This is a genomic window from Halorubrum sp. BV1, from assembly GCF_000746205.1.
GTDB lineage: Archaea > Halobacteriota > Halobacteria > Halobacteriales > Haloferacaceae > Halorubrum.
The window spans coordinates 133,925-160,657 of the sequence record NZ_KN050825.1; the positions used below are offsets into that span (position 1 = coordinate 133,925).

Genomic DNA, 26,733 nt, shown 5'->3' on the forward strand with positions numbered 1-26,733 from the left:
TTCAAACGCGCCGCAGGCCACGGACGCGTATGGACGCGGAGCGCCGAGTCGCCGCCGTCAAGGAGGTTCCGGAGGAGAGCACGCTGCTCGTGACGCTTCGGCCCGTCGACGCCGACGCGGTCGACGACGGCGAGGGCGACGTGGGCGAGTCCGACGACGGCCGGCCGGAGGCCGAGGCGATCCTCACGCGGGCGACCGGCGAGGTGACTGCCTTCCGGAACTACTGTCAACACTGGACCGACGTACGCCTCGACAAGGACGACGGCGCGTTCGTCCGCAACGGCGAGGTGTTCTGTCAGAAGCACGGCGCGACGTTTGAGGCCGACTCCGGCTACTGCAACTTCGGCCCTTGCGAGGGCGCGATCCTCGAAACGGTCGACGTGACCGTCGACGACGACGCGGTGTTCCTTGCCGACGACGCCTACGAGTTCGTTCGACTCGGACCCGCCCGGCGCGACGGCGACGCGGGCGACTCGCGGATCGATTTTACCGGAAACTAACCGCCCGCAGCACCGCCGAACTGAGCGTACGCCACAACTCCTCCGTACGCCGCAATCCCTCCGTACCACAACTCCTCCGTACGCGACAACTCCTCCGTACGCGACAACTCCTCCGTACGCCGCAAACGCCTCGTGCGTCGCCGAACGGCATTTATTAACGGCGATCGTACACCGCACTGAAGCGCCCCCGCACGATGAATCTCAGATCGCTCGCCGGCTCCGGCGCGACCGCTCTCCTCGTCGGCCTCGTCGTCGTCATGCTGATCGGCCAACAGCTCGGTCAGCCGATCCTCCTCGGGTTCGTGCTCACCGGCAGCATGAACGCCGAGCCGGCCACCATGGCACCCGGCGACGGGTTCGTCGCGGTCCCACCGTCGCTCGCCGGCGACGTCGAGGAGGGGGACGTGGTGACGTTCGAGGCCAGAGAGCTGCAAGGGGGCGGACTGACGACCCACCGGATCGTCGGCGAGACGGACGAGGGGTACATCACGCGCGGCGACGCCAATCCCTTCACCGATCAGGACGGCCCGGAGCCGCCGGTACGGGAGTCACAGATCGCCGCCGTCGCGCTTCAACTCGACGGGGAGGTGGTGGTGATACCGAAGATCGGCCTCCTCGTGTTGGGGATGCAAGAGGCGTTCTCTATCGGCGCGTCGGCTCTCAGCGGCATGCCGGGGCTGGGCGGGCTGGCCGACGGCGACGTGGGCACGTCGATGGTCGCCGTCGGGCTGCTGCTCTTGGCCTACAGCGTCGTCGCCGAGATGGTCGGCGGCGAGCGGGGGCGGCCGGACCGGTCGGAGCGGTCGCGCAGCCGGCGGAGCGAGACGAGCGCGGTGCTCGTGCTCGTCGTCATCCTCCTTCTCATCACCGTCCCGGCGACCGCGAGCATGGTCGTCCCGTCGGGGACGAACGACATCACGATCGTGAGTTCACAGACGCCGAGCGGGAACCCGACCGTCATCGAACGGGGCGGCTCGGTGGAGTACACGTACAACTTCACGAACGACGGGTTCGTCCCGCGGATCGCGGTCGTCGAGGCCGCGAGCACGGGCGTCGACGTGAGCCACTCCGCGCTGGTGGCGGGTCGCGGCGAGACCGCCTCCTCGACCGTGACGATCCACGCACCGAACGAGACCGGCGCGTACGTCAGGTCCGTCGGCGAGTGGCAGTACGTCCAGTTCCTCCCCGCGTCCGTGATACTCGCGCTTCACGCGATACACCCGTTCGTCGCGGTCGCGGCGATAAACGCCGTCATCGTCGTCATCGTCACGGCCGTCTACGTCGTCGCCGTCGGGCTCGAACCGTTCCGGTTCCGCGACCGCAACCGCGACGTCGGCCTCGCCGACCGCGTCCGGCGGCGGATCCGCAAGTGGCTGTGAGCGCGGCCGTCGCGAGTCTCACCCGCCGCCCGCCCGGTCACAGACCGAGTATCAGCCGGAGGTTCCACCCCGTGAGAAGCAACCCGAGCCCGGTCGCCACGACCGGCGGCCAGTAGTAGGAGTACCGGTCGCGGACGCGTCCGCCCTGCACGCTGACCGAGATCAACACGAGGAAGACGAGGAGCTTCAACGCGAGGAATCCGGGGATGCCGACGGTCGCGAGCAGTCCCCCGACAACGGGGTTCCCCTCGATCAGCCCCGGGACGGCGACGGTCGCGTACAGGGTCGAGACGACGTCGCCCGCGCCGTAGGCGAGCGCCGCGACGAACCAGAGCGCGTAGAACGCTCCCGGCCGACTGCGGTAGAGTGGCGGCTCCGCGACGTTCGAGTGCTCGACCGCGGCGGCGGGGCGGGTGTCCGCGTCATCAGCGGTCGCCGCGTCCGCGCCGTCGGTCCCGCCCGTCGTCCGCTCCAACAGCGTGTCTATCTGGCTGCGCCGGGCGGCGATCTCGCCGGTCAGCTCCCGGTATCGCTCGTCGTCGTCCAACTCCTCGGGGTCGCGTCTGGCCTCAACACGTCGACGCCGCTCGACGAGCGAGAGGTATCGGTCGAGCGCCCCCTCGACCGCGCCGTGATCGACGAGGCGGGCGACCGTCTCTCGCAGTTCCTCGCGGGCGATCGGTCGCGGGACGTACTCGTCGACGTCGAGGCCAAGAACGGCGATTCCGCCCGAATCCCCCGATAGCAGCCCGATCTGACAGTCCGCGTGGCGGGCGCGGATCCGGCCGACCGTCGAGGCGGGATCGGCGTCGATGAGCCCGGCATCGAGGAGCACGACGTCGACCTCGTCGTCGAGTGCGTCGAGTCCGCTCTCGACGCTCTCCGCGACGCGAACCCCGTACGCGTCGAGCCACGCGGCGTACTCGTCTCCGCGGTCGGGGTCGGCGTCGAGGACGAGGACGAGGACGATGCCGTCGGTGTCGCGAGACATTCGCATCGTCACGTCGTGCTCGCGGAGGCCTAAGGGTTGGTGTCACCTCGGAGACCGGCAGACACGCCTCGCCTCGGCCACGGTCTCGCTCACGACTCCGTTGGCGGGTCCGCGAACAGTCCCGCGACAACCGTCTCGATCAGCGCCTCCTCGACCTCGTCGTAGGTCCCCGCCGGCACGACGGGCGTCTCCCGCGCCTGCGTGACGAAGAGCAGCGACCGCATGAGCCCGCGGACGACCGCCGGATCGTCGATCCGGAAATCGTCCCGTTCGACCCACTCGTCCGGCTGCGGTAACACCCGGTCGAAGGCGACCCGCTCACCGCTGTCCGCGGTGTCGGTGCCATCGCCGTTTTCGTGACCATCGCTGTTTTCGTGGCCACCGCCGTCGCCGCATCCGACCGTCGGTCCCTCGCCTCCGGAGTCGTGCGCGTCGTCGTAGCTCGTCCCGTTCAACTGCTCGTCGATGCGTCGGATCTCGCCCTCGACGAACAGCCGCCGGATGAGCGGGTTCGACCGCACCTGTCCGAGCGTCGTCCGCAAGATCGTCTCGGCCTCCTCGCGCGGCGTCTCGGCGGCGGCGACCTCCGCCTCCAGCGTCTCGAACAGCCGCCCGCGCTCGGCGATCAACACCGCGAGGTACAGCGCCTCCTTCGAATCGAAGAACTGGTAGAACGTGCTCGTCCCGATCCCGACCGCGTCCGTCACGTCGCTCACGCGCGTCCGGTCGAACCCGTGTCTCGCGAACAGGTCGTGGCCCGCCTCGATCAGATCCGCGCGGATGCGATCGCGGTCTTCCTCGGAAAATCTCGTCACTGCGCGCCTCCGCACGCCGGCCGCCGGCCCGACTCGAACGCTCGGTCTCTCGGCTCCATACCGGACATGCGATTTCACGAACGAAATATTTATTGATTCGTGAACCGAGTATTGACCGTGCACCGAGCTAGTTTCTCCGCCCCGAACAGCCCCGACCTGTCACTCCTCCAGTCGCGGAGCACGGCCCCCGCTAACGCGGTGTCGACCGTGGACGCCGCGGCGTCCGAGGCGCGGTAACGCATGCGGACGCGAACCCTGACTGCGATCCTCGTGAGCGTCCTGCTCGTCGCGAGCGGCGTCGGCGCGGGTGCCGTCGGCGCGGAACTCGCCGGGACGTCGGCCGGGGGGATCGACAGCGGTCCGGCACAGACTGGAACAGTTTACGGATCGCCTGATATTGAGGTGTACACACCGAATCCAAACCTCGTTCCGGGCCAGACGAATGAAGTCCAGATCCAACTTTCCAACGAAGGCAATCTGCGGTCTGGGGCCTCAACCGACCGTAGCGTCGTTACGACGGCGCGAAATGTCCGCATCGAGGCTGACGATCAGTTCTCTCCACTATCTGTCGAGTCTGGCGAGGTTGTTGTCGGTTCGGTAACCTCGGAAGCACCCGGAGAAGTGACACTGGATGTCAACGTACCAGAGGATCTTGAATCTGGGACGTATGATCTCGATCTGGATATCACCTATCGGTATCAGTCCCTAGTCAGGCCAAACGATAGTGACCGACAAGTCACTGAGCGAACAGTCACCGTCTCTCGCGATGTCGAACTCCGCGTCCGCGACGACGCCCGGTTCCAGGTCGTCGACGTCGAGAGCGACACGCAGGTCGGCGACAGCGGTACCGTCGAGGCGACGATCGAGAACGTCGGCGCGGAGACGGCCCGAAACGCCGACGTGACTTTCAGCACGCAGAGCAGCAGCGTCACCGTGAGCGGCGGACAGTCAGACACAGTCCGTGTCCCGGAGATCGGCCCGGGCGAGACGGCGACGGTCGCCTACGACGTCGGCGTCGCGTCGGACCTCCCGGCCCAGCAGTACACCCTCGCGGGCTCCGTCGCGTTCGAGGACCCGGACGGAATATCTCGGACCGACGACGGGCTCTCGCTCGGCGTCCTCCCGCTCGCAGAACAGGAGTTCGCGCTCACCGACGTGGACTCACAGCTCCGCGTCGGGGAGGACGGCGACCTGGTCGGGACCGTCCGAAACGACGGTCCGGTGCGGGCCGAGAGCGTCGTCGTGCAGTACGCCGGCGACGACCAGAGCGTGATCCCGGCGGAGCGGTCGACCGCCGTGGGGACGCTCGGTCCCGGCGAGTCTGCGAACTTCTCGCTGCCGATCGCGATCGGCGGCGAGGCGGAGGCCGGGCTGCGCTCGCTCGACATGGCGGTCCGGTACCGCAACGACGAGGGCGAGACCAGGGCATTCGAGGATCTCGTCGTCGACGCCGAGGTCGCTCCCGAGCGCGACCGCTTCGACGTCGCGATCGAGAACCGCACCATCCAAGCTGGCGGGACCCGCACCATCGACGTCGCGGTGACGAACAACCTTGACGAGCCCGCGAGCGACGTGGAGGCCCGCCTGTTTGCCGACGACCCGCTGGACACCGGCACCACCGACACGGGGTACGTCCAGTCGCTCGATCCCGGCGAGACCACGACGATGACATTCGAGTTGACCACCACGGCCTCCGCGACACCGGGGAGCACCTACCCCGTCTCACTCGACTTCCGGTACGACGACGCCGACGGCGACAGCCAGCTCACCGACACCTACCGCGTCCCGATCGACGTGACCGAAAGCGAGGAGGGCGGACTGCCGCTACCGGTCATCGTCGTCGCGCTCCTCGTCGTCGGGACGGGGGCGCTCGTCCTCTACAGGAGGCGGCAGTAACCGATGTCGCGGTCGCTCGGCGAGCAGACCGAGGCGTGGACGCGGCGGCTCAACGACGCTATCGTCGACAGCCCGCGCCGAGTCATCGTCATCTTCCTCGTGCTCACGCTGGTGTTCGCCGGCGGAATCGGGCTCGTCAGCACGGACACCGAAGCGACCGACTCGTTCACCGAAGACCTCGACGAGCAGGAGGCGCTCGACGCCGTCAATCAGGAGTTCGAAGACCCGTTCGAACCGGAACGCGAGTCCACGCAGCTCATCCACTCGGGCAGTAACGTCCTGACGAAAGAGGCGCTTCTCAGGGACCTCCGGGTCTTAGAGGAGATAGAGTCGCGAGACGACCTCCGCGTCGCCTCCGCGAACGGCCCGGCCACGGTCGTCGCCCAACGGCTCGACCCGACGGCGACCACGGCGGCCGAACAGCGGCGCGCAGTCGAGTCGACGAGCGCGACCCGCGTCAGACAGGTCGTTCGCGACCTCTCGGAGAACCCGCGGTTCACGGGGACGCTCGCGACGGACTTCAATCCGACGAGCGCGAGCGCCTCTGCGTCTATCACGGTCGTCTCACACGACGTTCCGGCCGGATTCTCGTCGGGAGACCTCCAGGAGATCCAGACGTCGATCCGGTCCATCGCGGCTGATCAGCCCGGCGAGATAACGGCGTTCGGCAGCGGCGTGACGAACGCCGAGACGGCGAACGTCATCGGTGACTCGCTCACCATCGTGATGCCCGTCGTCGTGCTGCTGCTGTTGTTGTTCTTAGTCGTCGCCTACCGCGACCCGATCGACCTCGCGCTCGGGCTGTTGTCGCTTTTGATGACCGTCATCTGGACGTTCGGGTTCCTCGGCTTTTCGGGAATCCCGTTCAGCCAGCAGCTCATCGCGGTTCCCGTGCTGTTGCTCGCGGTCGGGGTGGACTTCGGGATCCACATCATCAACCGCTACCGCGAGGAGGTCGTCGACGGCTACGAGGCCACGGAGGCGATGCGCGAGGCGAACAACCAGTTGATGATCGCCTTCATCATCGTCACCGTGACGACCGTGTTCGGGTTCGGCGCGAACGTTATCTCCGATCTCGGACCGATCCGAAACATGGGGCTCGCCTCCGCGATCGGGATCGTCTTCACCTTCCTGATATTCGGGCTGTTCCTCCCGGCGGCGAAGCTGGAGGTCGACCGGTTCCGAGAGCGGTACGGCGTCCCCGAGTTCAACTCCGCGCCGATCTCATCGGAAGACTCGACGCTCGGAAAGCTCCTGGCGTTCCCGGCGCAGGTCAGCCGGTACGCCCCGATCGCGTTCGTCGTCGTGTTACTCGTCACGGGAGGAATGACCGCGGCGTACGGCAGCGGCGTGGACACGTCCTTCGAGACGGAGGACTTCCTCCCGCCCGAAGAACAGCCCGACTACATGACCGGGCTCCCTGAACCGTTCGCGCCGAGCGAGTACACCGTCACCGAGACGCTGAACCTCCTCGAAGACCGCTTCTCGACGAACCAGGATCAGTCGGTGAAGTTGTACGTCGAGGGGAACTTCGAGGAGGGCCACGCGCTGGAGGCGCTCGCGGACCCGAACGACGACCCGCCGGGCGCGCTCGCCGTCGGCGACGGCGGGAGCGCCCAACCGACCAGCATCGTGACGGTGATTCGGGCACACGCCGATCGGGACCCCGAGTTCGCCGCGCTGGTCGCCCGCAACGACGTCGACGGCGACGGGATCCCCGACCGCAACCTCGCCCGGATCTACGACGTGCTCTTCGCCTCGTCGGCCGGCGACCGCGCGGAGCAGTATCTCACGCCGGACCGGCGGAGCGCACAGGTCGACTACGCGATCGATTCGAGCGCCTCACAGGGCGAAGCCGCCGTCGACGCCCGCGAGTTCGCGGACGAGTTCCGGTTCGAGACGACCGCGACCGGCCAGCTCGTCGTCTTCGACGCGGTGACGGACATCATCTTCAACTCCGCGATCCAGGGGCTGATCCTCGCGATGGCGCTGACGGGAGTGTTCCTCGTCATCGCGTACGCCACCTTGGAGGGCAAACCGCTCCTCGGGATCGTGAACCTCTTTCCGATCTTGATCGCGATCGCGTTCCTGCTCGGAACGATGCGGTACCTCGGGATGTCGCTAAACGCGCTCACGGCGACGATCCTCTCCATCTCGATCGGACTCGGAATCGCCTACTCGGTGCACGCGACTCACCGGTTCATCGACGAGTTCAACGCGGGCGCGGACGCCTACGAGTCGATGATAATCACGCTCTCGGGGACCGGCGGTGCCCTGCTCGGGAGCATGCTCACGACCTCGCTCGGGACGGGCGCGCTCGCGCTCGCCATCACCCCGGTTCTCGGCGACTTCGGCCTGCTGATGGCACTGAGCGTTGTCTACTCGTTCGTGTTCACGATCGTCGCCCTCCCTCCCGCGGTGCTGCTGTGGGAGCGGTATCACGGCGCGTGGGACGGTCTCGCGGTGCGCGTGACGGGAGCCTAGCTCCCCGCGTCGTCGTCCGTCGCGTCGTCGGTGAATTCGAAGTCGTGATCGCGCGTCGTGGCGTCGCGGTCGTCTCCATCTGGTTGTCTCCCGTCCGGTTCGCCCGTGTCGGTCGCGACGGGGTCGACGTCGGCGGTTCCGCCGTCGGTGTCGGTGACGGGTGCGTCGGCCGCGTCCGCATCGCTCGCGCCGGCCGTATCCTCACTGCTCGCATCGATCGCGTCCGCATCGCCCGCGCCGGCCGCATCCTCACTGCTCGGGTCGAACGCGGCCGCTTCCGTCGCCCGCGCCTGTAGCTCCTCGATCCGCGGAACCGAGGTCACGTTGGCGAAGAGCACCGTCGCGGTGATCGTCTCCGCGTCGGGCAGCGGCTCGTCGCCGGCGAGCACCTCCACGGTCCCCGTCTCCTCCTCGAGGAGGTACCGCCCCGTCTCAAACCCCTTCCGTGAGATCGCCGAGGGGGGACCCGAGAGGATCAACAGCGCGCGATCGGTCGACCCGATGTCACAGGGCAGCGTCAGAGCGGAGTTGAGCGCCTGTTGGACCAGCCGCTTGACCGTCGCCGCGTCGGTCTCGTGACCGCCGCGAGTGTCGTCTGCGAGCCCGAGAAGTCGAAGCAGGCGATCGATCCAGCCCGACGAGTCGGTATCGATGGTGACCGTCTCGCGGCCGATAGAAGCGATGCCGCCGACATCGAGCGTCCGCCGGATGTCGGCGGGGTCGATCCGCATTTCGGAGGGAGAGGTTGGGTCGCGCTCGCCGGCACCAAACAGCCCCACGATCCGCGTCGCGATCGCGTCGTTGATCGCGTCGTAGCGGTCCGACACGGGATCTTCGCCGTGTCGCCACGCCTCGTTGTCGACCGGGAAGACGGCGTCGGCGAGCGGGACGAGCGTCCGGATCCCGCGGGCGGCAGTCAGCGCTCGCCGGTCGGACTCGGTCGACGCCGGGAGGACGCCGAGCGCGTACACCGGGCTCTCGTGGACCGCCTGCAGCTCCTCGACTATCACGCTCCCGACGCCGGAGCCCGTCCCGCCGCCGAGCCCCGCGACGACCATCGTCGCCGCAACCTCCGTCTCGTCGATCTGATCCAGCGCGCGGCGGATCTCCGGGAGGTCAGTCGTGGCGACGTCGGCACCGACCTCCGGGTCGCCGCCGACGCCGGGACGTTCGGCGGTTGAGCCTCCCGCCGCACCGCTAACGTCCGCCTCGTCGCGGCCTGCAGCGGTGGAATCCGTCCCGTCCGTGTCGTCCGGGACGCGCTGGGTGACGGCCGGGTGCGTGTCGCCGATCAGGACCTGCCGCTCGTCCGGGATCGACTCGGTCTCGTCGAACGCGTGCGCCGCGGTGTTGAACGCGAGGACGTTCCCCTCGGTGAACCACCGGCCCGTCTCCGCCTCGGCTGCGACCAGCCGGTCGACGATCCGCGTGCCGGCGTCACCGACGCCGATCAGCGCGAGTTTCATGCGCCCCTCGCCGCCGTCTGTCCGGACCGAGGCGTTCTCTCGGGCCGCCGCGGCCGCTCGGACCGTCGATTCCGATCGTCAGACGATCGGGTCGAGGTCATTGTTGTCGTCGGTGATCAGCGACTCGATCTCCTCGTCGCGGACCGCGTCCAGCTCGCGGATCTTGTTTTGCGCGTCGACGGCCTGATTCTGGATCTCGTCGATCCGGGGCGTCTCCGTGACGTTCGAGAGCAGGACGACCGCCGCGAGCGTCGAGGAGCCCGGGCGGGGGTCGTCGCCGGCGAGCACGTCGACGGTGTCGGCCTCGTTCTCTAGCCACTCGCGGGCGGACTCGACGCCCTTCCGGGAGATGACCTCCGGCGGCCCGGCGAAGACGATGAGCGCGCGGTCGGCGCTCGATACGTCACAGGGGACGGTGAGCCGAGAGTTGACGGCCCGGCGAACGAGCCCTTTGATCTTGGCCGCGTCCGTCGACTCCGCCTGCGGCTCCTCTGCGTCGTTGAACTTCGAGAGCAGCCCCTCCTTGGGGACCTCGAGGTCGGTCGACGCGTAGCCGATCGAGGAGACGCCGCCGACGTCGAGGGTGCGCATGATGTCGCTGGAGTCCATCGCGTTCTCGCCGACGTCCGATTCGTCGACCTCGCCGGCCGCGAGCAGAGTGACGATCCGGGTCGCGAGCTCCCGGTTCATCTCGGCGTACCCCTGCTCTATCGTCTGACCGCGGGAGCGCCACGCGTCGTTGTCGAACGCGATGAAGTTGTCGACCTTGGTGACGAACGACTGCAGCGAGCGGGCGGCGTTGAGCGCTGGGCGGCCGCCCTCGTACTGGCCGGGAAGCACGCCCAGCCCGTAGATCGGCTCGTCGTACATCTTCTGTAGCTCCTCGATCACGACCGGCGCGGCTCCGCTCCCCGTCCCGCCGCCGAGGCCGGCCGCGACGAGCACCGCGTCGACCTCGTGTATCTCGATGTCGTCGAACACGCGGCGGATCTCGTCGATGTCGGTTTTGGCCACCTCGGCCCCGATCTCGGCGTCGCCGCCGACGCCGTGTCCGCGAGCCTTTTTGTGGGTGTCGCCGATGAGGACTCGGCGGTCGTCGGGGATGTTCTCCGGCTTGGCGAGGTCGGTCCGGGCCGTGTTGATGACGAGGGCGTGCCGACAGAGGTCTCGGCCGGTCTCGACCTCGAACTCGATCATCTGGTCGATGAGCTTGCTGCCGGCGTTGCCGACGCCGATGGTCGCGAGCTTCATCGGTCGGTCCTCCGCGGTTGGTCTGTGTAGTGTGAATGCGGCTGTCGTCCGGCGCGGTCGGTACGGACGCGGATCTCGGTGTTCATGGGGTTGTTGAACGTCTCGTACTCGACGCGTATTAAGTTGTGTCAGACGCGAGAGCCCGCGTCGGGCGAGCGCGTCCGGACGCGCGCCTGTCTCGGAAACGGATCCGTTAACACCGCGACAGCCTTCGATCGAGTAGATGGAAGAGACAGACGAGACCTCGGCGAGTACCGCCGACGCGCAGACCGACACCGACTCACGCGATCCCGCACCACTCATCGGCCGACTGCTCTTCGCCGGCGGGCTGTTCGCGCTTGCGGTCCGAAACCTCACCAACCTCGACGGTCGGATCGCCTACGCGGACGCCAAGGGTGTCCCCAAAGCCGACGCGCTGGTTCCCGCCGCGAGCGGTCTCCTCCTCGGCGGTAGCCTCGGCATCGGTGCCTGGAAGCTCCCGAAGCTCTCCGCGGGCAGCATCGCCGCCTTCTTCGCCGGCGTCACGCCGGTCATGCACGACTTCTGGGCGGCCGACGACGACTCGCGCGACGAAGAACTCACGTCGTTCCTCCAGAACCTGACGCTGTTCGGTGCCGCGGTCGCGTTTTTCACCCGCGCCGGCGGCGACGAGTGAACTCGCGGGTACGTCCGCCCGCCGATAGGGCTGCCCCGGAGAGACCGTGACCGGCACGAGTATTCTCCAGAGAGCACACAGATAAGAACGCTCTTGACCGTCCGCGATGGACGGAGCGGCATGCCGAAAATCAGCGTGGAGATACCCGCCGAACTGCTCGCCGACCTTGACGACCACGTCGGCGACGACGGAAAGTTCGTGAACCGCAGCGACGCCGTCCGCGCGTCGATCCGCAAGACGCTGGACGTGCTCGACGAGATCGACGCGCGCCACGACCGTCTGGAGAGCGGAGCGGCCGACTCCGACGGACCGACCGACCGCGACGGGCAAGCGGATCGCGACGGAGCGAAGACCGATGAGTAGCCGCGCGGACGGCCTCGCCGGAACCGACGGCCCTTTCGCTGTCGACCCGCTGGACCGGTCCGCGGTGGCCGCAATCGCGCTCGTCACGCTGTTTACCGTCGCGCTCGCGACGGCGCAGCTCACCGCCGCGAAGGTGATCGCGCTGCCGCTTCCCGTCGCGATCCCCGTCGTCGGGGCGGAGATCACGCTGCCGGGTGCCGCTCTCGCGTACGCGCTCACGTTCCTCGCGTCCGACTGTTACGCCGAGCTGTACGGCCGCCGCGCGACGCAGGTCGTCGTCAACGTCGCCTTTCTCGCGAACTTCCTCGTGCTCGCGCTCGTGTGGTCGACGCTCGCCGCGCCCGGCGTGAACCCTGAGATATCGGCCGCGTTCGAGACCGCGCTCGGCCCCGCGACCAACATCGTCGCCGGGAGCCTGCTCGCGTACGTCGTGAGTCAGAACTGGGACGTGTTCGTCTTCCACGCGATCCGCGAGCGCACCGGCAGCAGCCTGCTGTGGCTTCGGAACATCGCGTCGACCGCCACCAGTCAGGCGCTCGACACCGCGATCTTCGTCGGCGTCGCGTTCTACGCGGCCCCGACTCTGCTCGGCGTCGGCTCGCCGCTGCCGCCCGCCGTTCTGCTCGCGCTCGGCCTCGGTCAGTACCTCCTGAAGGTCGCGATCGCCCTCCTCGATACGCCGATAGTCTACCTCGTCGTCGGGTTCGTCAGCGAGTGACCGGCGCTCGACGACGCAATCGGACGGCGGCCGCCGGCGCAAGAGACTTATCGGCCGCACCCGTGTGAGATATACACATGGACCTCCGCGTGCAGGGAGACGTCCCTCCCGATCCGTTCCTCGGTGCCGCAGACCTGTTCGAGACCGAGTGCTCGCTCGCCGATCCCGTCCAAGTGAAGGTGCGGGAAGACCCCGACGAGCGGACGTGGGCCGGTCACTACGACGGCTACCACGTCTTGAACGTCTCGAAGCGCGCCGCCACGAGCGCGATGGCCCGCGAGCTGGCGGTCCACGAACTCTCGCACATGGCCCGCTACGAGGAGGGCCACGCCTCGCACGTCCAGTCGACGGAGGAGGCGCTGTACCTGGGTCTCTCCGGCGAGCGCGTCGAGCGTCGAAAGCTCGCGCATTGCTACCAGATCGCAAACCACATGAAAGACATCTACGCCGACGACATCACGCTCTCGGTCGCGCCCGCCGACAAACTCTTGGGCTTCCTCGAATCGACCCTCGCGGCCGCCGTCGCCGACAGGCCGACCGCCTCGCGTGACGGCTCGCCGCCCGTAACGGCCGGAGCGGACCCGGAGATCACCGCCGTCAACGCCGCCTTCGCGCTCGCGTTAGTCGAGCGCCACGACATCGCCGGCCCGGGTCACCGGATCTACGACCTCGCGCGGGCCGCCGGCAGCGACACCGACGCGGTCGACGTCGACGCGTTCAAAGAGCGGTTCCTCGCGCTCGGTCCCGACCCCTCCGAGAGCGACTACCGGAAGGCCCTCGTCGACGCCGCTCGCGCATACGCCATCTGAGAGGTAGAGCTCGCCGTCGAGAGGTAGAGCGTACCGTTGAGAGGTCGCGGCTCACCGCGGCAGCGACCGCTCAGGCCGTGTCGTCCGTGGCGGTCTCGGTCCCGTCCGCCTCGCCCGCTGCGGTCGCGTCGCCGTCGTCGACGTCGAGCACCGTCACCCGGGCAGACATGATCCGGGTGTTGTCGACGCGCTCGATCCGGATTCGGATCCCGTCGAACTCGATCTGCTCGCCCTCCTCGACGAGGCGGCCGGCGCGGTTGAACACGAACCCGGCGAGCGTCTCGAACTCCTCGCCCTCCGGCAGGTCGATGCCGAGTAAGTCGTTCACCTCGTCGATGTTCACCTCGCCCTGCACGACCGCGACGTTCTCCTCGATGAACTCGACGGGCGCGGACTCGTCGCCCTCCAATATCTCGCCGACGATCTCCTCGACCATGTCTTCGAGGGTGATGATCCCCTCCGTCGTGCCGAACTCGTCGATCACGGTGACCATCTGGAGGCGATTGTCCTGCATCTCCGCGAGCAGTTCGTCGGCGTTCTTCGACTCGGGGACGTGCAGCGTCGGCTTGACGACCCGCGCCAGCGACGGATCGCCCTCCGAGTAGCGCAGTTCGCGGACCAGGTCTCGGACGGTCACGACGCCGATGATGTTGTCGAGGTTCCCCTCGTACACCGGAACTCGCTCGTGGTCGGCCTGGATGCACGTCTCTATCGCCTCCTCGACGTTCGACTCCTTCGCGACCGCCGTGACGTCGAGCCGCGGCGTCATCACCTCCTTGGCGATGGTGTTGTTGAACCGGAAGATCCGGTCCAGCATCTCGCGTTCCTCCTCCTCTATCACGCCCTCGCGCTCCCCCGTCTCGATGATGTCCTGTATCTCGTCGCGGGTGACGTACGTCGATTCGATGGCCGCGGAGCCGCCGATGACGCTGTTGACGCCCTTGACGATGTAATCGAAGATCACCACCAGCGGGTAGAGGGCGTACTCCGAGAGCTTCAGTGGGCGGGCGATCCGCAGCGCCCACGACTCCGTGTTCTCGACGGCGTACGATTTCGGCGCGCTCTCGCCGAAGATCAACACGAGCGTCGTGATCCCGAACGTGGACGCGAGGACCGACTGCCCGCGAGAGAGGTAGATCCCGAACAGCGCGGTCGCGATGGAGGTCATCGCGACGTTGACGATGTTGTTGCCGACGAGGATCGTCACCAGCAGCCGGTGGGGGTTCGCTTTCATCTCGCGGATCGTCTCCGCGCCCGCGACGCCCTCGTCGACGAGGCTGTCGACGCGGTGTTGCGGGAGCGAGAACATCGCGATCTCAGAGGAGGAGAAAAACGCCGACAGGCCGACTAACAGGAAGATCGCCAGAATTCCGAGAGCGGCGATCGCGTCCAGCCCCGGCAGCGGAAGCTGGAGGAGGTCGACGGCCGGCGCGCTCGACGACAAGCCCATGTTCATTCACGTTCCGGCGGCACGGGGTTAAAGGATTACCTTCGGACGGTGACGGCGTCGGGTGCCGCGTCGTCACGACCGCACACAGCGTGCCGCCGCCGATACGATTACCCGTTCCGCGATCGAACGGGCGGACATGACGGAGCCACAGATCACCCTGTACCGATTACAGGCGTGTCCGTACTGCGAGCGCGTCGCCCGGACGCTGAACGAACTCGGCGTTTCGTACCGCTCGCGGTACGTCGAGCCGATGCACTCAGAGCGCAACGTCGTCAAGCGCGTCTCCGGTGCCCGGAGCGTCCCGGCGATCGTCGACCCCGAGACGGGCGTGACGATGTCCGAGAGCGCGAACATCGTCGAGTACCTCGAAGGAACCTACGGCGACGGAGGTGCCTGAGATGCCCGACTTCGACGTCGTCTCCCTTCCCGAGACGGACCACGTCGCCGAGGGCGACACCGCGCCCGACTTCACCCGCCCGCTCGTCGACGCGGAGTACTGGGAAGACCGGTCGCTCGATTCCGTCGTCGACGGACCCACGCTTCTGGTCTTCCATCCGATGGATGGTGCGTTCCAAGCGACGTACCTCTACAACACGGTCGACGAGCACGGATGGGCCGACGACCTCGACGTGGTCGGACTCTCCGTCTCCACGCCGTACGCTCACAAGCGCCTGCTCGGCGAGCGTGCCGACGGCGTCCGGATCTTCTCCGACCCCGGCGCGGGCGTGATAGAAGAGTACGGGCTCGCACACGACATCGACGGCATGACCGGGATCACGGAGACGCGGCCGGCCGTCTTCCTCCTCGACGGCGACCGGAGCGTCGAGTACGCGTGGGTTGCGAGCGACCACCCCGAGTTCCCCGACGCCGAGGCGATAGACGCCGCGGTCGACGACCTGCTCGACTGAATCGGTCGACGACCATCGGATCGCGGTTTTTCCGGTTGCCTACTCCGCTAGCGACAGTGCGGCGAGAAGCGACTCCAGTTGCACCTGCTCGTTCGCGCCCTCCGCGATCCGGTAGTCGGCCTCGCCGATCCGCTCCATCAGGCGGACGGCCTCCCGCTCCGTGAGGTCGAACTCCCAGACCGAGCGGTGCAGCTGGTCTATCACGTCCCCGCCCGCCATTCCCGTCTCGGTCAAGAGCGTGTCGAGCGTCGCCCGCGCCTTGGTGAAATCGCCATCCAAGGCGTCCGTCACCATCGACTCGATCTCCTCGGGTCGGGCCGTGGCGGTGATCGCGTACACCGCCTCCTCGTCGACGACCTCGCCGGTCGTCGCCGCGGCCTGCAGCGAGTTGATCGCGCGGCGCATGTCGCCGTCTGCGGCGTAGACGAGGGCGTCGACGCCCGCGTCGGTCACCTCGATCCCCTCCGCGGCGGCGATCTCGCGCACCTGCGCAGCCACCGCGTCGTCCGACAGCGGCGAGAACCGGAAGACGGCACACCGCGACTGGATCGGGTCGATGATCTTCGACGAGTAGTTACACGAGAGGATGAATCGGGTGTTATCGGAGAACTGCTCCATCGTCCGGCGGAGCGCTGATTGTGCGTCATCGGTGTTGTGCGTCAGGATACCGTTGGCGAGCATGAAGTTGGGTGTTCCCTCCATGCTGATGTTGTACGCTTTCCCGCGGTGGCTGTACTCGATCCGGCTGATCTCGGCGGTCTGAACCGACTTCACACCACCGTCTGTGACGGCAGTGGCTTCGAACTCGTCTTTCTCGTAGTGTTCGTGGTGTGGGAGTTCACCGTCACCGACGACAACGAAGGTGTACTCGTCGCCGTAGGTCTCCAGGAACTCTTCCACCTTTTCCGTCTGTCCCCAAAGTGCGGCCACTCCCTTGACTTCGATTACCGTCTTATCCACCACGAAGTCGGGGTGATACACGGAATCAGACAGCTCAAACGCCGGCTCGTACTCGTACTCGATTCCCGCGTCTTGCAGCTTCTTACCGACCTCGTACTCCCAATCGGACCGGACGAGATGGCCCAAATCGTCGCTGTGTCTGACGTTACCGCCTGTGGGCTCGTGACCCTGAAGCGCCTCGGAGACTTTCGCTGCGATCTCCGGGTCACGCATCGGATTTTTGTCGCCACTGATGTCACAGACGGGGTAGCCGCAGTTCTCGACACTCTTTTCGATGACCGCTTCCCGCTCATCGTCGTCCAAACTCTCCCACCACTCGGCTGTGGCTGCACCGATGTCTGCTTTCACCTCGTCGGGATCTGCGTCGACGACCCACTCCTCCCACGACGTTCCCGACCGCATCTCGCTGACCGTCTCGCGGAATCGTTCAACCGTCTCGTCGTCCATCTCCATGACGTGGGTCCCATGGAACTCGCCGCCGTAGTTCGGATTGTTCTCGCCAGCGAGCCGCCCGTCGGAGAGCGCGTCGATGATCTTCTCCCGTCGCTCGTCGGACCACTCCACGCCGTGCATCGGGTTCCCCTCGCCGCGCATGTCTCGGCTGTGCCCCTCGTTCTTACATTCGAGAGAGCAGAACCGGCCCGCTGTCCAATCGTCACAGACATCACACTGCGACACACCGATATCGTCTCTGAAGTCCGCGACCTCGTCTCCGGGAGACAGTTCTCGGAGTTCTTTCTCAACGAGCCGGCCATCGTCGCCGACCACGAAGAACGGGTGCGTCGGACTGGCCAGCATCGTCCGACCGTCGCCCAGTTCCAATTCGAAGAAGTCCGCGACGCCGGAATCGACCAGATGACCCTCGTCGGACTGAACTTCGTTTGTCTCGAAATCGACGGACGGGATCGGCTCCCCGTCTTCACTCACTTCTTCGATCGGTTTTATTTCTGGTTTCGACGGATACCCCGTGACGACCTCAGTTCCGGGTGGCACGCACAACGAGTCCGCCTCGTCGAGAAACACGATCCGGAAGTCGCCGCCGAACGACGACCGCGCGAACCCCTTGATCCGGTCGCGGACAACGTCGATCCCGCGCTGGTCCGAGGCGTTGAGCTCTAAGAAGTTCCCGCGCCAGTTGTCTTCGCCGTAGATTTCGCGGGCGATGGCGGTTGCAGCAGTGGTTTTTCCGATTCCTGCCGGCCCTGAAAATAAGAGGTGGGGCACGTCGTCCTGTGCGATGTAGCTCTGGAGCCGCTCGACGATTTCCTCCTGGCCGTGGATGTCGTCGAGCGACTGCGGCCGGTATTTCTCGATCCAGATCTCCCGGCCCGTCGCCGTCGCAGCCGGCTGCTCGTCGGCATCGCTCATTGTGCGATCGGACGACCGGCGGGGTCATAAACGAACCGAGAGGCGGGCAGGTCGCCGCGGCGCGTTCTACTCGAACTCGTCGACGAGCGCGGGCACCACGTCGAAGAGGTCGCCGACGATCCCGTAGTCGGCGATGTCGAAGATCGGTGCGGTCGGGTCGGTGTTGATCGCGATTATCGTGTCTGCGCCCTTCATCCCGGCGACATGCTGGACCGCGCCGGAGATGCCGACCGCGACGTACACGTCGGGGGTGACGACCTTCCCCGACTGGCCGACCTGCCGGTTCTTCGGCAGCCAGCCGTTGTCGACGATCGGCCGCGACGCCGAGAGCGTCGCACCGAGCGCGTCGGCGAGCGCCTCGACGACCTCCAAGTTCTCCTCCTCGCCGATCCCACGGCCGACAGAGACGAGCACGTCGGCGTCGGCGATGTCGACGTCACCGCTGCCGACCTCCTCGAACCCGGTCACGCGAGCGCCCGACTCGGGGAGATCGACTTCGGCCGTCTCGACGGTCGCGTCGCCGACGCCCTCCGCCGGTGGCCACTCGCCGCCCCGAATCGTGACGACGAACCGGTCGCCGGCCACGTCGACTGTGGTCTCCACCTTCGAGCCGTACATCTCGCGGGTGAGGGTCAGGCCGTCGTCGTACGCGACGCCGATCGCGTCAGTGGCGATCGGCACGCCGAGGTCCTCGGCGAGCGCGGGGGCGTAGTCGAGCCCGTTCACGGAGTTCGGGATCACGATCGATCCGGCGTCGATCCGCTCCGCGAGTTGCCGGACGGCCGCCTGATAGACGGTGTGGTCGAACTCCTCGCCGTTCGGGACGACATGGATCGCGTCGACGCCCTCGCGGTCCAGGTCTTCGGCGAAGGCGTCGACGTCGCCCGCGACGACCGCGACGTGGCAGTCGCCGCCGCGCGCGTCTGCCAGTTCTCGACCCGCGGTGATCGCCTCGTACGAGACGTCTCGAAGCTCTCCGCGGCGGTGTTCGGCGACGACGAGCGCGTCTTCGGTCACGCCACCACCCCCGTCTCCCGCAGGACCTCGGCGAGTCGGCTCGCGGCCTCCGCCGCGTCGCCCTCGATCAGTTCGGCGTCTGACTCGCTCTCCGGTTCGGACATCGACGTAATCGTCACGTCGCTTTCGACGTCGGCGGCGGCGAGCCCGAGGTCGGCTAACTCGCGCGCGGCGATCTCCTTCTGTTGGGCCTGTCGGATCCCGCGGAGGCTCGCGTACCGCGGCTCGTTGAGGCCGGTCTGAACCGTCAACACCGCTGGGAGGTCGACGTCCGTCAGCTCCTCGACGCCGCCCTCCAGTTCGCGGTGGACGTGTGCGACGCCCGCGTCGGGATCGATCTCCAGATCGTTGACGACCGCGGCGTGTTCGAAGCCGATCCGCTCCGCGAGCGCGACGCCCGTCGCGCCGAATCCGGTGTCGGCGGCCTGGACGCCGCCGAGGATCAGGTCCGGGTCCTCGTCGGCGACGACCGCCTCGAACACCGTCGCCTTCGCTTTGACGTCCGCGAACCCCGTCTCGAACGCGTCGTCCCAGACGCGAACGGCGCGATCCGCGCCCTTCGCGAGGGCGGTTCGGATCGTCTCCTCGGCCCGCTCCGGACCGATCGTGACGGCGACGACCTCCGCTGCGATCCCGGCTTCGGACAGCTGTGCCGCCGCCTCGACGGCGTAGTCGTCCCACTCGTTGAGGCCGTACTCGAGGTCCGACGGCGCGATATCCGTCCCCTCGATCGCGAAGTCATCGCTCGCCTCCGCGACCTCCTTGACGGTCACCAGAACCTTCATGATCGATACTCCGGCGTTTGGTGGGTAATGGTTTTCGGAACTACCGATCGCCTCCCGAGCCGGGATCGACCTCGCCGTCGGGGTCGGTTCCAGTGTCGTCGCCGCCTCGCGCAGCCGCGTCCGTCCCGCTATCGGGAAGGGAGATCAGGTTCTCACGGCCCAGTCGGAGCTTTTCGACGCGGCCCTCGTCGGTCATCGCGGACAGGAGCTGTGACACCTTCGCGTCCGACCAGCCTGTCTCCGAGACGATGTCGGCCTGTCGCATCCGCCCGCCGTTGTCGACGAGGAGGTGTTCGACGCGCTCTTCGTCGGAGAGTAACGACTGGTCGATCTCGTCGGCCCGTTCGCGTCCCTCCGCCGAGTCGGACGACTCCGTCGGTCCGCTCTCGTCCGGACCCGAATCGGTCTGCGTGTCGGCGCTCGCGCCGGCAGCCGGCTCGGTCCCGCTGTCGCCGGGCGCGTCGGGTTCGGTCGGGTCACCGGACTTCGCGGGGGTGCCGTCTCTCGGCGTCTCGGTACCGTCGGCCGCGCGGCCGCCCGCATCCGACTCGCCCGAACTGGCGTCGCTCGTCTCGGGGTTGCCGACGCTGGCGTCGCTCGCACCGGTCTCGCCCGCACGCGTGTCGTCCGCGGTGGTCGGCGACGCGCCCGCGTCGTCAGAGCCCGCGGCGACATCACGCTCCCGCCGTCGGTAGCTGACGATGCTGCCGGCGATGATCAGCGCGCCGACCACGATCGCGGCGGCGAGCATCGTCCACGGCGGTCCGGGCGTCCCGGTCGACGCGTACACGACCGCGACGCCTTCGCCCTCGTCGAACGTCCGCGGCCCCTCGATCACCACGGCGTTGTCCCGCAGCGACGCCGTCGTGCTCGTGACCGTGTAGCCGTCCGGCGTCGTCACTTCGAGCGTCTGCCCCGGTTCGAGCGACCGCAACCACGTCCCGTCGGGCGTCGTCAGGGCGTCGCCCAACACGAGCTCCTCGCCGTCCTGCGTGAGAAACGCCGTCCAGACGAACGACAGGCGAAGTTCGCCGACGGCGGCCGCGTCCTCGTCCGCGACGTCGAACGACGACGTGTCCTCGTGGACGATGGCCTCGCGTTCGGCCGATTCGATCCGCATCGTCCGGTTGAGGTTCCGGCTGGCCTCGCGGGCGAACCCGGCGAACAGATCGGCGCTTGGACCGATCTCGCCGTTCGCGAACCGGTCACCGACCGTTTCGAACGCCGCCCGATCGGCCTCGTCGGTGAGCGCGTACCGGACGGACACGGTCCAGCGAGCGTCGCCGTCCGGGGCGGGCTCGATCCGGATCCGCGTCGCCGTGGTCGGATCGACGCCGTCGTCGGCCTGTTCGATCACCGGATCACCGGTCACGGCCGCCGCCCGGTCGGCCGGCGACGCGGAGGGGGAGGCGGCCGCGGCTCCCGCGGCGGACGCGAAGACGCCCGCGAGGAGGAGCACGCCGACGGCCGCGGCGAGGAGAACGCGAGACGGAGGGTTCCGCATACACCTCAAAATCACTCAGGCACCGGGCAAAACGCTTTCCATGGGCGGGATGGAACGGCGGCACGGGACGGCGAACGCGACCGGCGCAGTGGGGTGGATTTTTTATATCGCGCGGCGAACCGTCGCCTAATGAGGGCCCTCCCCGTCGCCGTCGCAGTCCTCCTACTGCTTGCGCCGGTCGCCGGCACCAGCCTGTCGACCGATCCGGGTCCGGCAGCGTCCGCCGCCACGACAGCGTCGACCGACGCGCACTCGCCCGTCTCCCCGCCGGCGACCGCGCCGGTCGAGGCGACCTCGTCGCAGTCCGCCTCCGCGGGGCTCGGTGCACCCACCCCCCGACAGGCATCGGGCGAGAACCGCACTTTCCGGACGCTGTCGGTGCCAGACGGCGGCCCCATGCGGATCGAACGCACTACCCGCGGCGCGAACCTCGGCCCGTCTCTCGACGTCGCGGTCGACGAGACGAACGCGGCGATGGAAACCGCGACCATCGTCGAGCGGGTCGACGCCGCAGAGACGAGCGCTGATCGCCGCCAGCGGATCCTCGACGCGCTCGACAGGGTCGAACGCGACGAGACGCGGCTCTACGAGCGGCAACGGACCGCGATCCGTGAACACGCCTCGGGCGACCGCACGAACCGGGAGCTGCTCAACGAGCTCGTCCGGATCGCGGCCGCCGCCCGCGAGTACGACGAGCGCCTCGACACGCTGGACACGCTCGCAGACGAGACGAGCGGTTTCAGCGCACCCCCCCGGCTCGCCGAGCTACGGGTTCGGCTGCAAGTGTACGGAGGACCGGTCCGCGCCCACGCGCTCGCCGCCGCCGGCGGCGCTGTCACCGCCGCCGACGTGCACGTTCAGTCGAGCGACGACGCGCTCGTGCTGGCGACGATCGCCGACGGCCAGTACGTCCGGGAGGTGATCCGGCTGGACCGGTGGGACCGCGACGGTGACTCGATCAGCAACGACGCGGCGATCGACGCGGTCTCCGGCGCGTATCCGGAGACGGTGGCGCTCCGCCAGCCCGACGCCTTCGGGGCGGGATCGGTTCAACGGATCACCGTGCCACACGAGTTCGGACTCCTCCGGACGTACGTCAGCGGCGGAACGACGCGGGTGTTCGTCGAGCATCAACGGATCGACCTCGACGCGTTCGCCGACACCGAGCCGGTCACGGAGGCGGGTGATGGCTTCGACGTGACCGTCGACCGGAGCTACGTCGGCGGTCCGGTGACCGTCACCGTCCGCGACGAGGAGAGCGGCGACCCCGTCTCCGGCGTCACCGTCACGAAACGCGTCGGCGACGCCGACAGCCGAGCGATCGGGGACACGAACGGCGACGGCGTCGTCCGAACCCTCTCGCCCGCGGACACCTATCGCATCACGGTCGTCGACGAACCCCGCGTCGTCGTGGTCGAGGGCCTCGATCCGATCGCGACGCCCGCGCCGGTCGAGGACACGTAAGGTCGACCGAGCGCGCCCGGTGGCTCGCAGGCCGCGACCCCGCGACGACCGGCGACCGCCGGCCGTCCGACACGGCCCCTCAGAGGTCGACGCCGTCCGGGTCGTTCCACTCGTCTTCGTCGCCGTCGTCGGGAGTCCCACCGTCGGCCTCGGTGCCGGCCGGTCCGAGGGACTTCTCGCCGCGTCGAGACTCGTGGACCGCGAAGCCGGCCTCCCGGCTCTCGCCGCCGCCGGCGTAGGGGTCGTCCGCGGGGTCGTAGTCCAGTTCGCTCCGCTCGAAGACGTACGCGAGAAAGCCGAAGAGCGGAACGAAGAAGGCGAGCGCGGTCCACTTCCGGCGGTCCATCCCGTGTCTGGGTGCGTCGACGTAGACGTACGCCGCGAATCCGACGAGCCACACGAGTGGGACGCCGACGAGGATGGCGGCGACGAGCGGGTCCATACCGCCGATTCGCGCACACGGACATAAGCGCACGGGAGGTTCCGATGACGAGAGACCGCGCCGGCGGCGCGAGACAGGACGACGACGCGAGACGGAACTACGACGCGAGACGCCCGGTCGGCCGAAGACACTAGCCGACGGAGCCCGTGTCGGTCGTATGCAGCTGTTCTGGCACCGGCGCGACCCGCGGACGCGCGACAACGCCGGGCTCGCGGCCGCCGCCGACGCGGGCACGGTCCTCCCGGTGTTCGTCGTCGACGACGACCTGCTCGCGACGCTTGGCGCGCGACAGCGGGCCGGTTATCTTGGATGCGTCTCCCGACTCCGGAAGCGCTACCGCGACCTCGGAAGCGACCTCGTCGTCGGAGTCGGCGACCCCGAGACGGTCCTCGTCGATCTCGCCGCCGAGTACGGCGTCGAGCGGGTGGTGTACAACGAGCACTATCGGCCCGCGCGCCGGGAACGCGCTCAGGCGGTCGCGGAGGCGCTCGCGGCGGCCGGGGTGGAGACGGCGTCGCGGACCGACCTCGTGTTGGTCGACCCCGGCCGGCTGGCGGACGCGTACCCGAACCACGGCGCGTTCCGCGACGACTGGGACGCGGTCCCGAAGGCGGAGCCGTATCCCGAACCCGATCCCGACGCGCTGGCCGATCCGGACCACGGCGCGTCGGTCGGGTCGGCCGACCACCCGGCCGCGAACGCGACCCCAGTCGACGTGCCGACCCCGAGCGCGGACATCGACCTGCCGGAGCCGGGGTACGAAGCCGCCCGCGGTCGGCTCGACCGGTTTCTCGATCGGGGGATCCGGTCGTACGCCGACACCCGCGACGACCTCGCGCGGGCGGTCGAGGCCCCCACCCTCGCCGTTTCGCGGCTGTCGCCGTACCTCGCCGCGGGCGCGATCGGGATCCGCGAGGTGTGGACCGCCGCGGGCGACTGCCTCGGAGACGCGAGCGACGACGAGCGGCGGAACGTCGAGAAGTACCGCGACGAGCTGACGTGGCGCGAGCAGCAGTACCACCTGCTGTATCACGCCCCGGATCTGGCCGAGGCGAACTACAAGACGCTCCCGAACGCGATCGCGTGGCGCGATGACGACGCGGCGTTCGAGGCGTGGACCCGCGGCGAGACGGGGTACCCGCTCGTCGACGCCGGGATGCGACAGCTCGAAGCGGAGGGGTACGTCCACAACCGCCCGCGGCAGGTGGTCGCGAGCTTCCTCACGAAACACCTCCTGATCGACTGGCGGCGGGGGGCGCGTCACTTCACGGCGCGGCTGGTCGACCACGACCACGCGACGAACCACGGGATGTGGCAGTGGATCGCCTCTACCGGCACCGACTCCGTCGACGTGCGGATCTTCGACCCCGTGAGCCAGACCGCCAAGTACGACCCGGACGCCCGGTTCGTGAAGGCGTACGTGCCGGAACTCCGCGACGTGCCCGCCGACGAGATCGTCGACTGGCCAACGCTTTCGGCGGACGAACGCGAGGAACTCGCGCCGGAGTACCCGGAACCGATCGTCGACCGCGACGCGGCGTACGAGCGCGCGCAGCGCGTCTTCGAGGAGGCGCTCGGAAAGCGGTGACCGGAAGCGATGACCGGAAACGGGGACAAACAACACGCGGCGGCGCGCCGGTGAGCGCCCGGAGGGCGCGAACCCGACCGCGAGGGAGCCCGCGACGGCGCTTGTAAGCGCCGCCGCGGCGAGGTTGGGGAGGCGTGAGGCGCGGTCGCGGGGCGGTCGGAGCGGAGTGGTATGGCCCGCGGTGGTCGGAGCGGGACGGTCGCGGGGCGGGACGGTCGCGGGGCGGGACGGTCGCGGGGCGGGACGGTCGCGGGGCGGGACGGTCGCGGGGCGGGACGGTCGCGAGGCGGAACGCAAACGGATCGCGATGAGGGCGAATCCGACGATTTAAAACGCTCACCGCAGCAACGAGCCGGTAATGAGTCTCGTCGTTACCGACACCCTCGAAGACGAGCGCGTCGAGTTCACGGCCGATGGCGACGTCACGCTGTACGTCTGCGGCCTGACGGTGTCGGACGACCCCCACCTCGGGCACGCCCGGCTGTGGTTCCACGCCGACGTGCTCCACCGGTGGCTGGAACACGAGGGGTACGACGTGCGCCACGTCGAGAACGTCACCGACGTCAACGAGAAGATCACGGCGCGGGTGGGCGAGCGCGACGAGTGGACCGCGGAGCGCGACGTCGCAGAGACATTCTCCGCCTCGACCTTTTCCGCGATGCGCGGACTGAATCTGCTGCGCGCGGAGGTGTACCCCCGCGTCACGGAGCACGTCCCCGAGATCGTCGACCTCGTCGCGACCCTCGTCGAGAAGGGGTACGCCTACGAGTCGAACGGCTCCGTCTACTTCGACGTGACCCGCTTCGACGACTACGGGGCGCTCTCGAATCAGAACGTCGAGGAGCTGGAGGCGCAGGGCGAGCCCGACGAGCGGTCCGAAAAGCGGCATCCGGCGGACTTCGCGCTCTGGAAGGCCGGCGGCGTGAGCGAGACCGCCGCGCGCGACCACGCGAAACACGACCACGGCGATTCGGTCCCGTCGGGTGAGACGTGGGAGTCGCCGTGGAGCGAGGGCCGACCGGGGTGGCACGTCGAGTGCTCCGCGATGTCGACGACGCACCTCGGCGACACGCTCGACGTCCACATGGGCGGGCGCGATCTGGTCTTCCCGCACCACGAAAACGAGATCGCGCAGTCGGAGGCGGCGACCGGCGAGACGTTCGCGCGCCACTGGCTCCACGTCGGCCTCCTGGAGATGGACGGCGAGAAGATGTCCTCGTCGATCGGCAACTTCTGGACGGTGCCCGACGCCCTAGAGGAACTGGGCGTCAACGTGGTCCGGACGTTCTACGCCGGGGCCGCCTACCGCTCCGAGCAGGCGCTCACCGAAGAGACGATCGCGGAGGCCGAGGAGCGCTGGGAGCGCCTCTCGCGGACGCGGGAGCGCGCAGTCGAGGCGCTCGACTCCGTCGACGCCCGCGCAAAGGCCGAAGATGAGGACCTGCGCGCGGGCGTCGCCACCGCCCGCGAGGAGTTCGCCGCGGCGATGAACGACGACTTGAACCTGCGAGAGGCGACCGCGGCGCTCTTGGAACTCACCGACGCCGTGAACCGCCACGTCGACGGGGTGAGCGAGGGCGACGACGCGTACGACTACCGCGGGCTCCGCGAGGCCGTCGAGGCGTTTGACGACCTCGCCGGCGACGTGCTCGGACTCCAGTTCGAGGCGGAAAGCGACGGCGAGGTCGGTCTGGCGGACGAGCTGGTCGAACTCATCGTGGACGTCCGAGAGGCGGAGCGCGAGGCGGGCAACTACGAGCGCGCAGACGAGCTTCGGGACGCGCTTCGCGAGGTCGGCGTCGAGATCGAAGACGGTCCCGAGGGAACGACGTACCGATTCGCCTGAGTTCGGTAGAACACATCTCCCAACAGCGCGCGCCGAGGGCGCAGGCTAACGTCCACACCTTTCTCGGGACGACC

Annotated in this window: 22 protein-coding genes and 3 pseudogenes; 13 read left to right on the forward strand and 12 right to left on the reverse strand. The window is 68.3% G+C overall.

The window, feature by feature from the left end; genetic code table 11:
• Positions 1–29 precede the first annotated feature (29 nt).
• Both EP28_RS12220 and EP28_RS12225 read left to right on the forward strand, forming a co-directional pair.
• Positions 30–500, forward strand: a complete 471-nt coding sequence (locus EP28_RS12220) for a Rieske (2Fe-2S) protein (RefSeq protein ID WP_049984286.1) — start codon at positions 30–32, stop codon at positions 498–500.
• A 194-nt stretch (positions 501–694) separates the two neighbouring features.
• Positions 695–1,879, forward strand: coding sequence for a S24/S26 family peptidase (locus EP28_RS12225; RefSeq protein WP_049984287.1), 1,185 nt, complete (start codon positions 695–697; stop codon positions 1,877–1,879).
• A 37-nt stretch (positions 1,880–1,916) separates the two neighbouring features.
• Here the strand turns inward: EP28_RS12225 and EP28_RS12230 are convergent, their stop codons facing one another.
• Both EP28_RS12230 and EP28_RS12235 read right to left on the reverse strand, forming a co-directional pair.
• Positions 1,917–2,870: a DUF5658 family protein gene (locus EP28_RS12230; protein WP_196219644.1), complete on the reverse strand. Its 954-nt coding sequence runs from the start codon at positions 2,868–2,870 to the stop codon at positions 1,917–1,919.
• An 89-nt stretch (positions 2,871–2,959) separates the two neighbouring features.
• Positions 2,960–3,685: a TetR/AcrR family transcriptional regulator gene (locus EP28_RS12235; protein ID WP_049984289.1), complete on the reverse strand. Its 726-nt coding sequence runs from the start codon at positions 3,683–3,685 to the stop codon at positions 2,960–2,962.
• A gap of 240 nt (positions 3,686–3,925) precedes the next feature.
• Here EP28_RS12235 and EP28_RS12240 point away from each other — a divergent pair, with 240 nt between their 5' ends.
• A complete protein-coding gene (locus EP28_RS12240; protein ID WP_049984290.1) occupies positions 3,926–5,581 on the forward strand; it encodes a COG1361 S-layer family protein in 1,656 nt (551 codons plus the stop codon).
• A 3-nt stretch (positions 5,582–5,584) separates the two neighbouring features.
• A complete protein-coding gene (locus tag EP28_RS12245) occupies positions 5,585–8,065 on the forward strand; it encodes an efflux RND transporter permease subunit (RefSeq protein WP_049984291.1) in 2,481 nt (826 codons plus the stop codon).
• Here EP28_RS12245 and EP28_RS12250 read toward each other — a convergent pair.
• Both EP28_RS12250 and EP28_RS12255 read right to left on the reverse strand, forming a co-directional pair.
• Positions 8,062–9,531: a tubulin/FtsZ family protein gene (locus EP28_RS12250; RefSeq protein ID WP_049984292.1), complete on the reverse strand. Its 1,470-nt coding sequence runs from the start codon at positions 9,529–9,531 to the stop codon at positions 8,062–8,064. The two genes, EP28_RS12245 and EP28_RS12250, sit on opposite strands and share 4 nt — an antisense overlap.
• Positions 9,532–9,609: 78 nt before the next feature.
• Entirely contained in the window at positions 9,610–10,782 is a 1,173-nt protein-coding gene (locus EP28_RS12255; protein ID WP_049984293.1) for a tubulin/FtsZ family protein, read from the reverse strand.
• A 223-nt stretch (positions 10,783–11,005) separates the two neighbouring features.
• Between EP28_RS12255 and EP28_RS12260 the strand changes: the two genes are divergently transcribed.
• The 4 genes from EP28_RS12260 to EP28_RS12275 all read left to right on the forward strand — a co-directional run bounded on the left by EP28_RS12260 (position 11,006) and on the right by EP28_RS12275 (position 13,327).
• Positions 11,006–11,437: a DoxX family membrane protein gene (locus EP28_RS12260; RefSeq protein ID WP_230455361.1), complete on the forward strand. Its 432-nt coding sequence runs from the start codon at positions 11,006–11,008 to the stop codon at positions 11,435–11,437.
• A gap of 120 nt (positions 11,438–11,557) precedes the next feature.
• Positions 11,558–11,800: a ribbon-helix-helix domain-containing protein gene (locus tag EP28_RS12265; protein ID WP_049984294.1), complete on the forward strand. Its 243-nt coding sequence runs from the start codon at positions 11,558–11,560 to the stop codon at positions 11,798–11,800.
• Positions 11,793–12,518: a queuosine precursor transporter gene (locus tag EP28_RS12270; RefSeq protein ID WP_049984295.1), complete on the forward strand. Its 726-nt coding sequence runs from the start codon at positions 11,793–11,795 to the stop codon at positions 12,516–12,518. Before EP28_RS12265 ends, EP28_RS12270 begins: the two co-directional genes overlap by 8 nt.
• A 77-nt stretch (positions 12,519–12,595) precedes the next feature.
• Positions 12,596–13,327 carry a DUF5781 family protein gene (locus EP28_RS12275; protein ID WP_049984296.1) on the forward strand — a complete coding sequence of 244 codons (732 nt, stop codon included), beginning with the start codon at positions 12,596–12,598 and terminating at the stop codon, positions 13,325–13,327.
• A gap of 70 nt (positions 13,328–13,397) precedes the next feature.
• Here EP28_RS12275 and EP28_RS12280 read toward each other — a convergent pair whose 3' ends face one another.
• Positions 13,398–14,777 (reverse strand): hemolysin family protein, encoded by a 1,380-nt coding sequence (locus tag EP28_RS12280; RefSeq protein ID WP_049984297.1) that lies wholly within the window; start codon positions 14,775–14,777, stop codon positions 13,398–13,400.
• 136 nt (positions 14,778–14,913) lie between these two features.
• Between EP28_RS12280 and EP28_RS12285 the strand changes: the two genes are divergently transcribed.
• Both EP28_RS12285 and EP28_RS12290 read left to right on the forward strand, forming a co-directional pair.
• The gene (locus tag EP28_RS12285; RefSeq protein WP_049984298.1) at positions 14,914–15,174 is read left to right on the forward strand and encodes a glutaredoxin family protein; all 261 of its coding nucleotides are present in this window, start codon (positions 14,914–14,916) and stop codon (positions 15,172–15,174) included.
• Position 15,175: 1 nt separating this feature from the next.
• A complete protein-coding gene (locus EP28_RS12290) occupies positions 15,176–15,685 on the forward strand; it encodes a redoxin domain-containing protein (RefSeq protein WP_049984299.1) in 510 nt (169 codons plus the stop codon).
• Between the two features lie 39 nt (positions 15,686–15,724).
• Here the strand turns inward: EP28_RS12290 and EP28_RS14600 are convergent.
• The 6 genes and pseudogenes from EP28_RS14600 to EP28_RS12310 all read right to left on the reverse strand — a co-directional run.
• Positions 15,725–16,336: pseudogene (locus EP28_RS14600) on the reverse strand (replication factor C small subunit); the annotation flags it as partial.
• Positions 16,337–16,339: 3 nt separating this feature from the next.
• A pseudogene (locus tag EP28_RS14605) lies at positions 16,340–17,668 on the reverse strand (replication factor C small subunit); the annotation flags it as partial.
• Positions 17,642–18,013 (reverse strand): annotated as a pseudogene (locus EP28_RS14610) (AAA family ATPase); the annotation flags it as partial. The pseudogenes EP28_RS14605 and EP28_RS14610, both read right to left, overlap by 27 nt.
• Before the next feature lie 66 nt (positions 18,014–18,079).
• The gene (locus EP28_RS12300; protein WP_049984301.1) at positions 18,080–19,030 is read right to left on the reverse strand and encodes an electron transfer flavoprotein subunit alpha/FixB family protein; all 951 of its coding nucleotides are present in this window, start codon (positions 19,028–19,030) and stop codon (positions 18,080–18,082) included.
• Entirely contained in the window at positions 19,027–19,815 is a 789-nt protein-coding gene (locus EP28_RS12305) for an electron transfer flavoprotein subunit beta/FixA family protein (protein WP_049984302.1), read from the reverse strand. Before EP28_RS12305 ends, EP28_RS12300 begins: the two co-directional genes overlap by 4 nt.
• 40 nt (positions 19,816–19,855) lie before the next feature.
• Positions 19,856–21,319, reverse strand: coding sequence for a DUF7345 domain-containing protein (locus tag EP28_RS12310; RefSeq protein ID WP_049984303.1), 1,464 nt, complete (start codon positions 21,317–21,319; stop codon positions 19,856–19,858).
• A 129-nt stretch (positions 21,320–21,448) separates the two neighbouring features.
• Between EP28_RS12310 and EP28_RS12315 the strand changes: the two genes are divergently transcribed.
• A complete protein-coding gene (locus tag EP28_RS12315; RefSeq protein WP_049984304.1) occupies positions 21,449–22,783 on the forward strand; it encodes a DUF7094 domain-containing protein in 1,335 nt (444 codons plus the stop codon).
• Positions 22,784–22,862: 79 nt separating this feature from the next.
• On the opposite strand, the gene EP28_RS12320 is transcribed toward EP28_RS12315, so the two are convergent.
• Complete coding sequence (locus EP28_RS12320) at positions 22,863–23,225, reverse strand: hypothetical protein (protein WP_049984305.1); 363 nt, start codon at positions 23,223–23,225, stop codon at positions 22,863–22,865.
• A 157-nt stretch (positions 23,226–23,382) separates the two neighbouring features.
• On the opposite strand from EP28_RS12320, the gene EP28_RS12325 reads away from it, so the two are divergent.
• A complete protein-coding gene (locus EP28_RS12325; protein ID WP_049984306.1) occupies positions 23,383–24,813 on the forward strand; it encodes a cryptochrome/photolyase family protein in 1,431 nt (476 codons plus the stop codon).
• A gap of 358 nt (positions 24,814–25,171) precedes the next feature.
• Positions 25,172–26,659, forward strand: coding sequence for a cysteine--tRNA ligase (gene cysS / locus EP28_RS12330; RefSeq protein WP_049984307.1), 1,488 nt, complete (start codon positions 25,172–25,174; stop codon positions 26,657–26,659).
• Positions 26,660–26,733 lie beyond the last annotated feature (74 nt).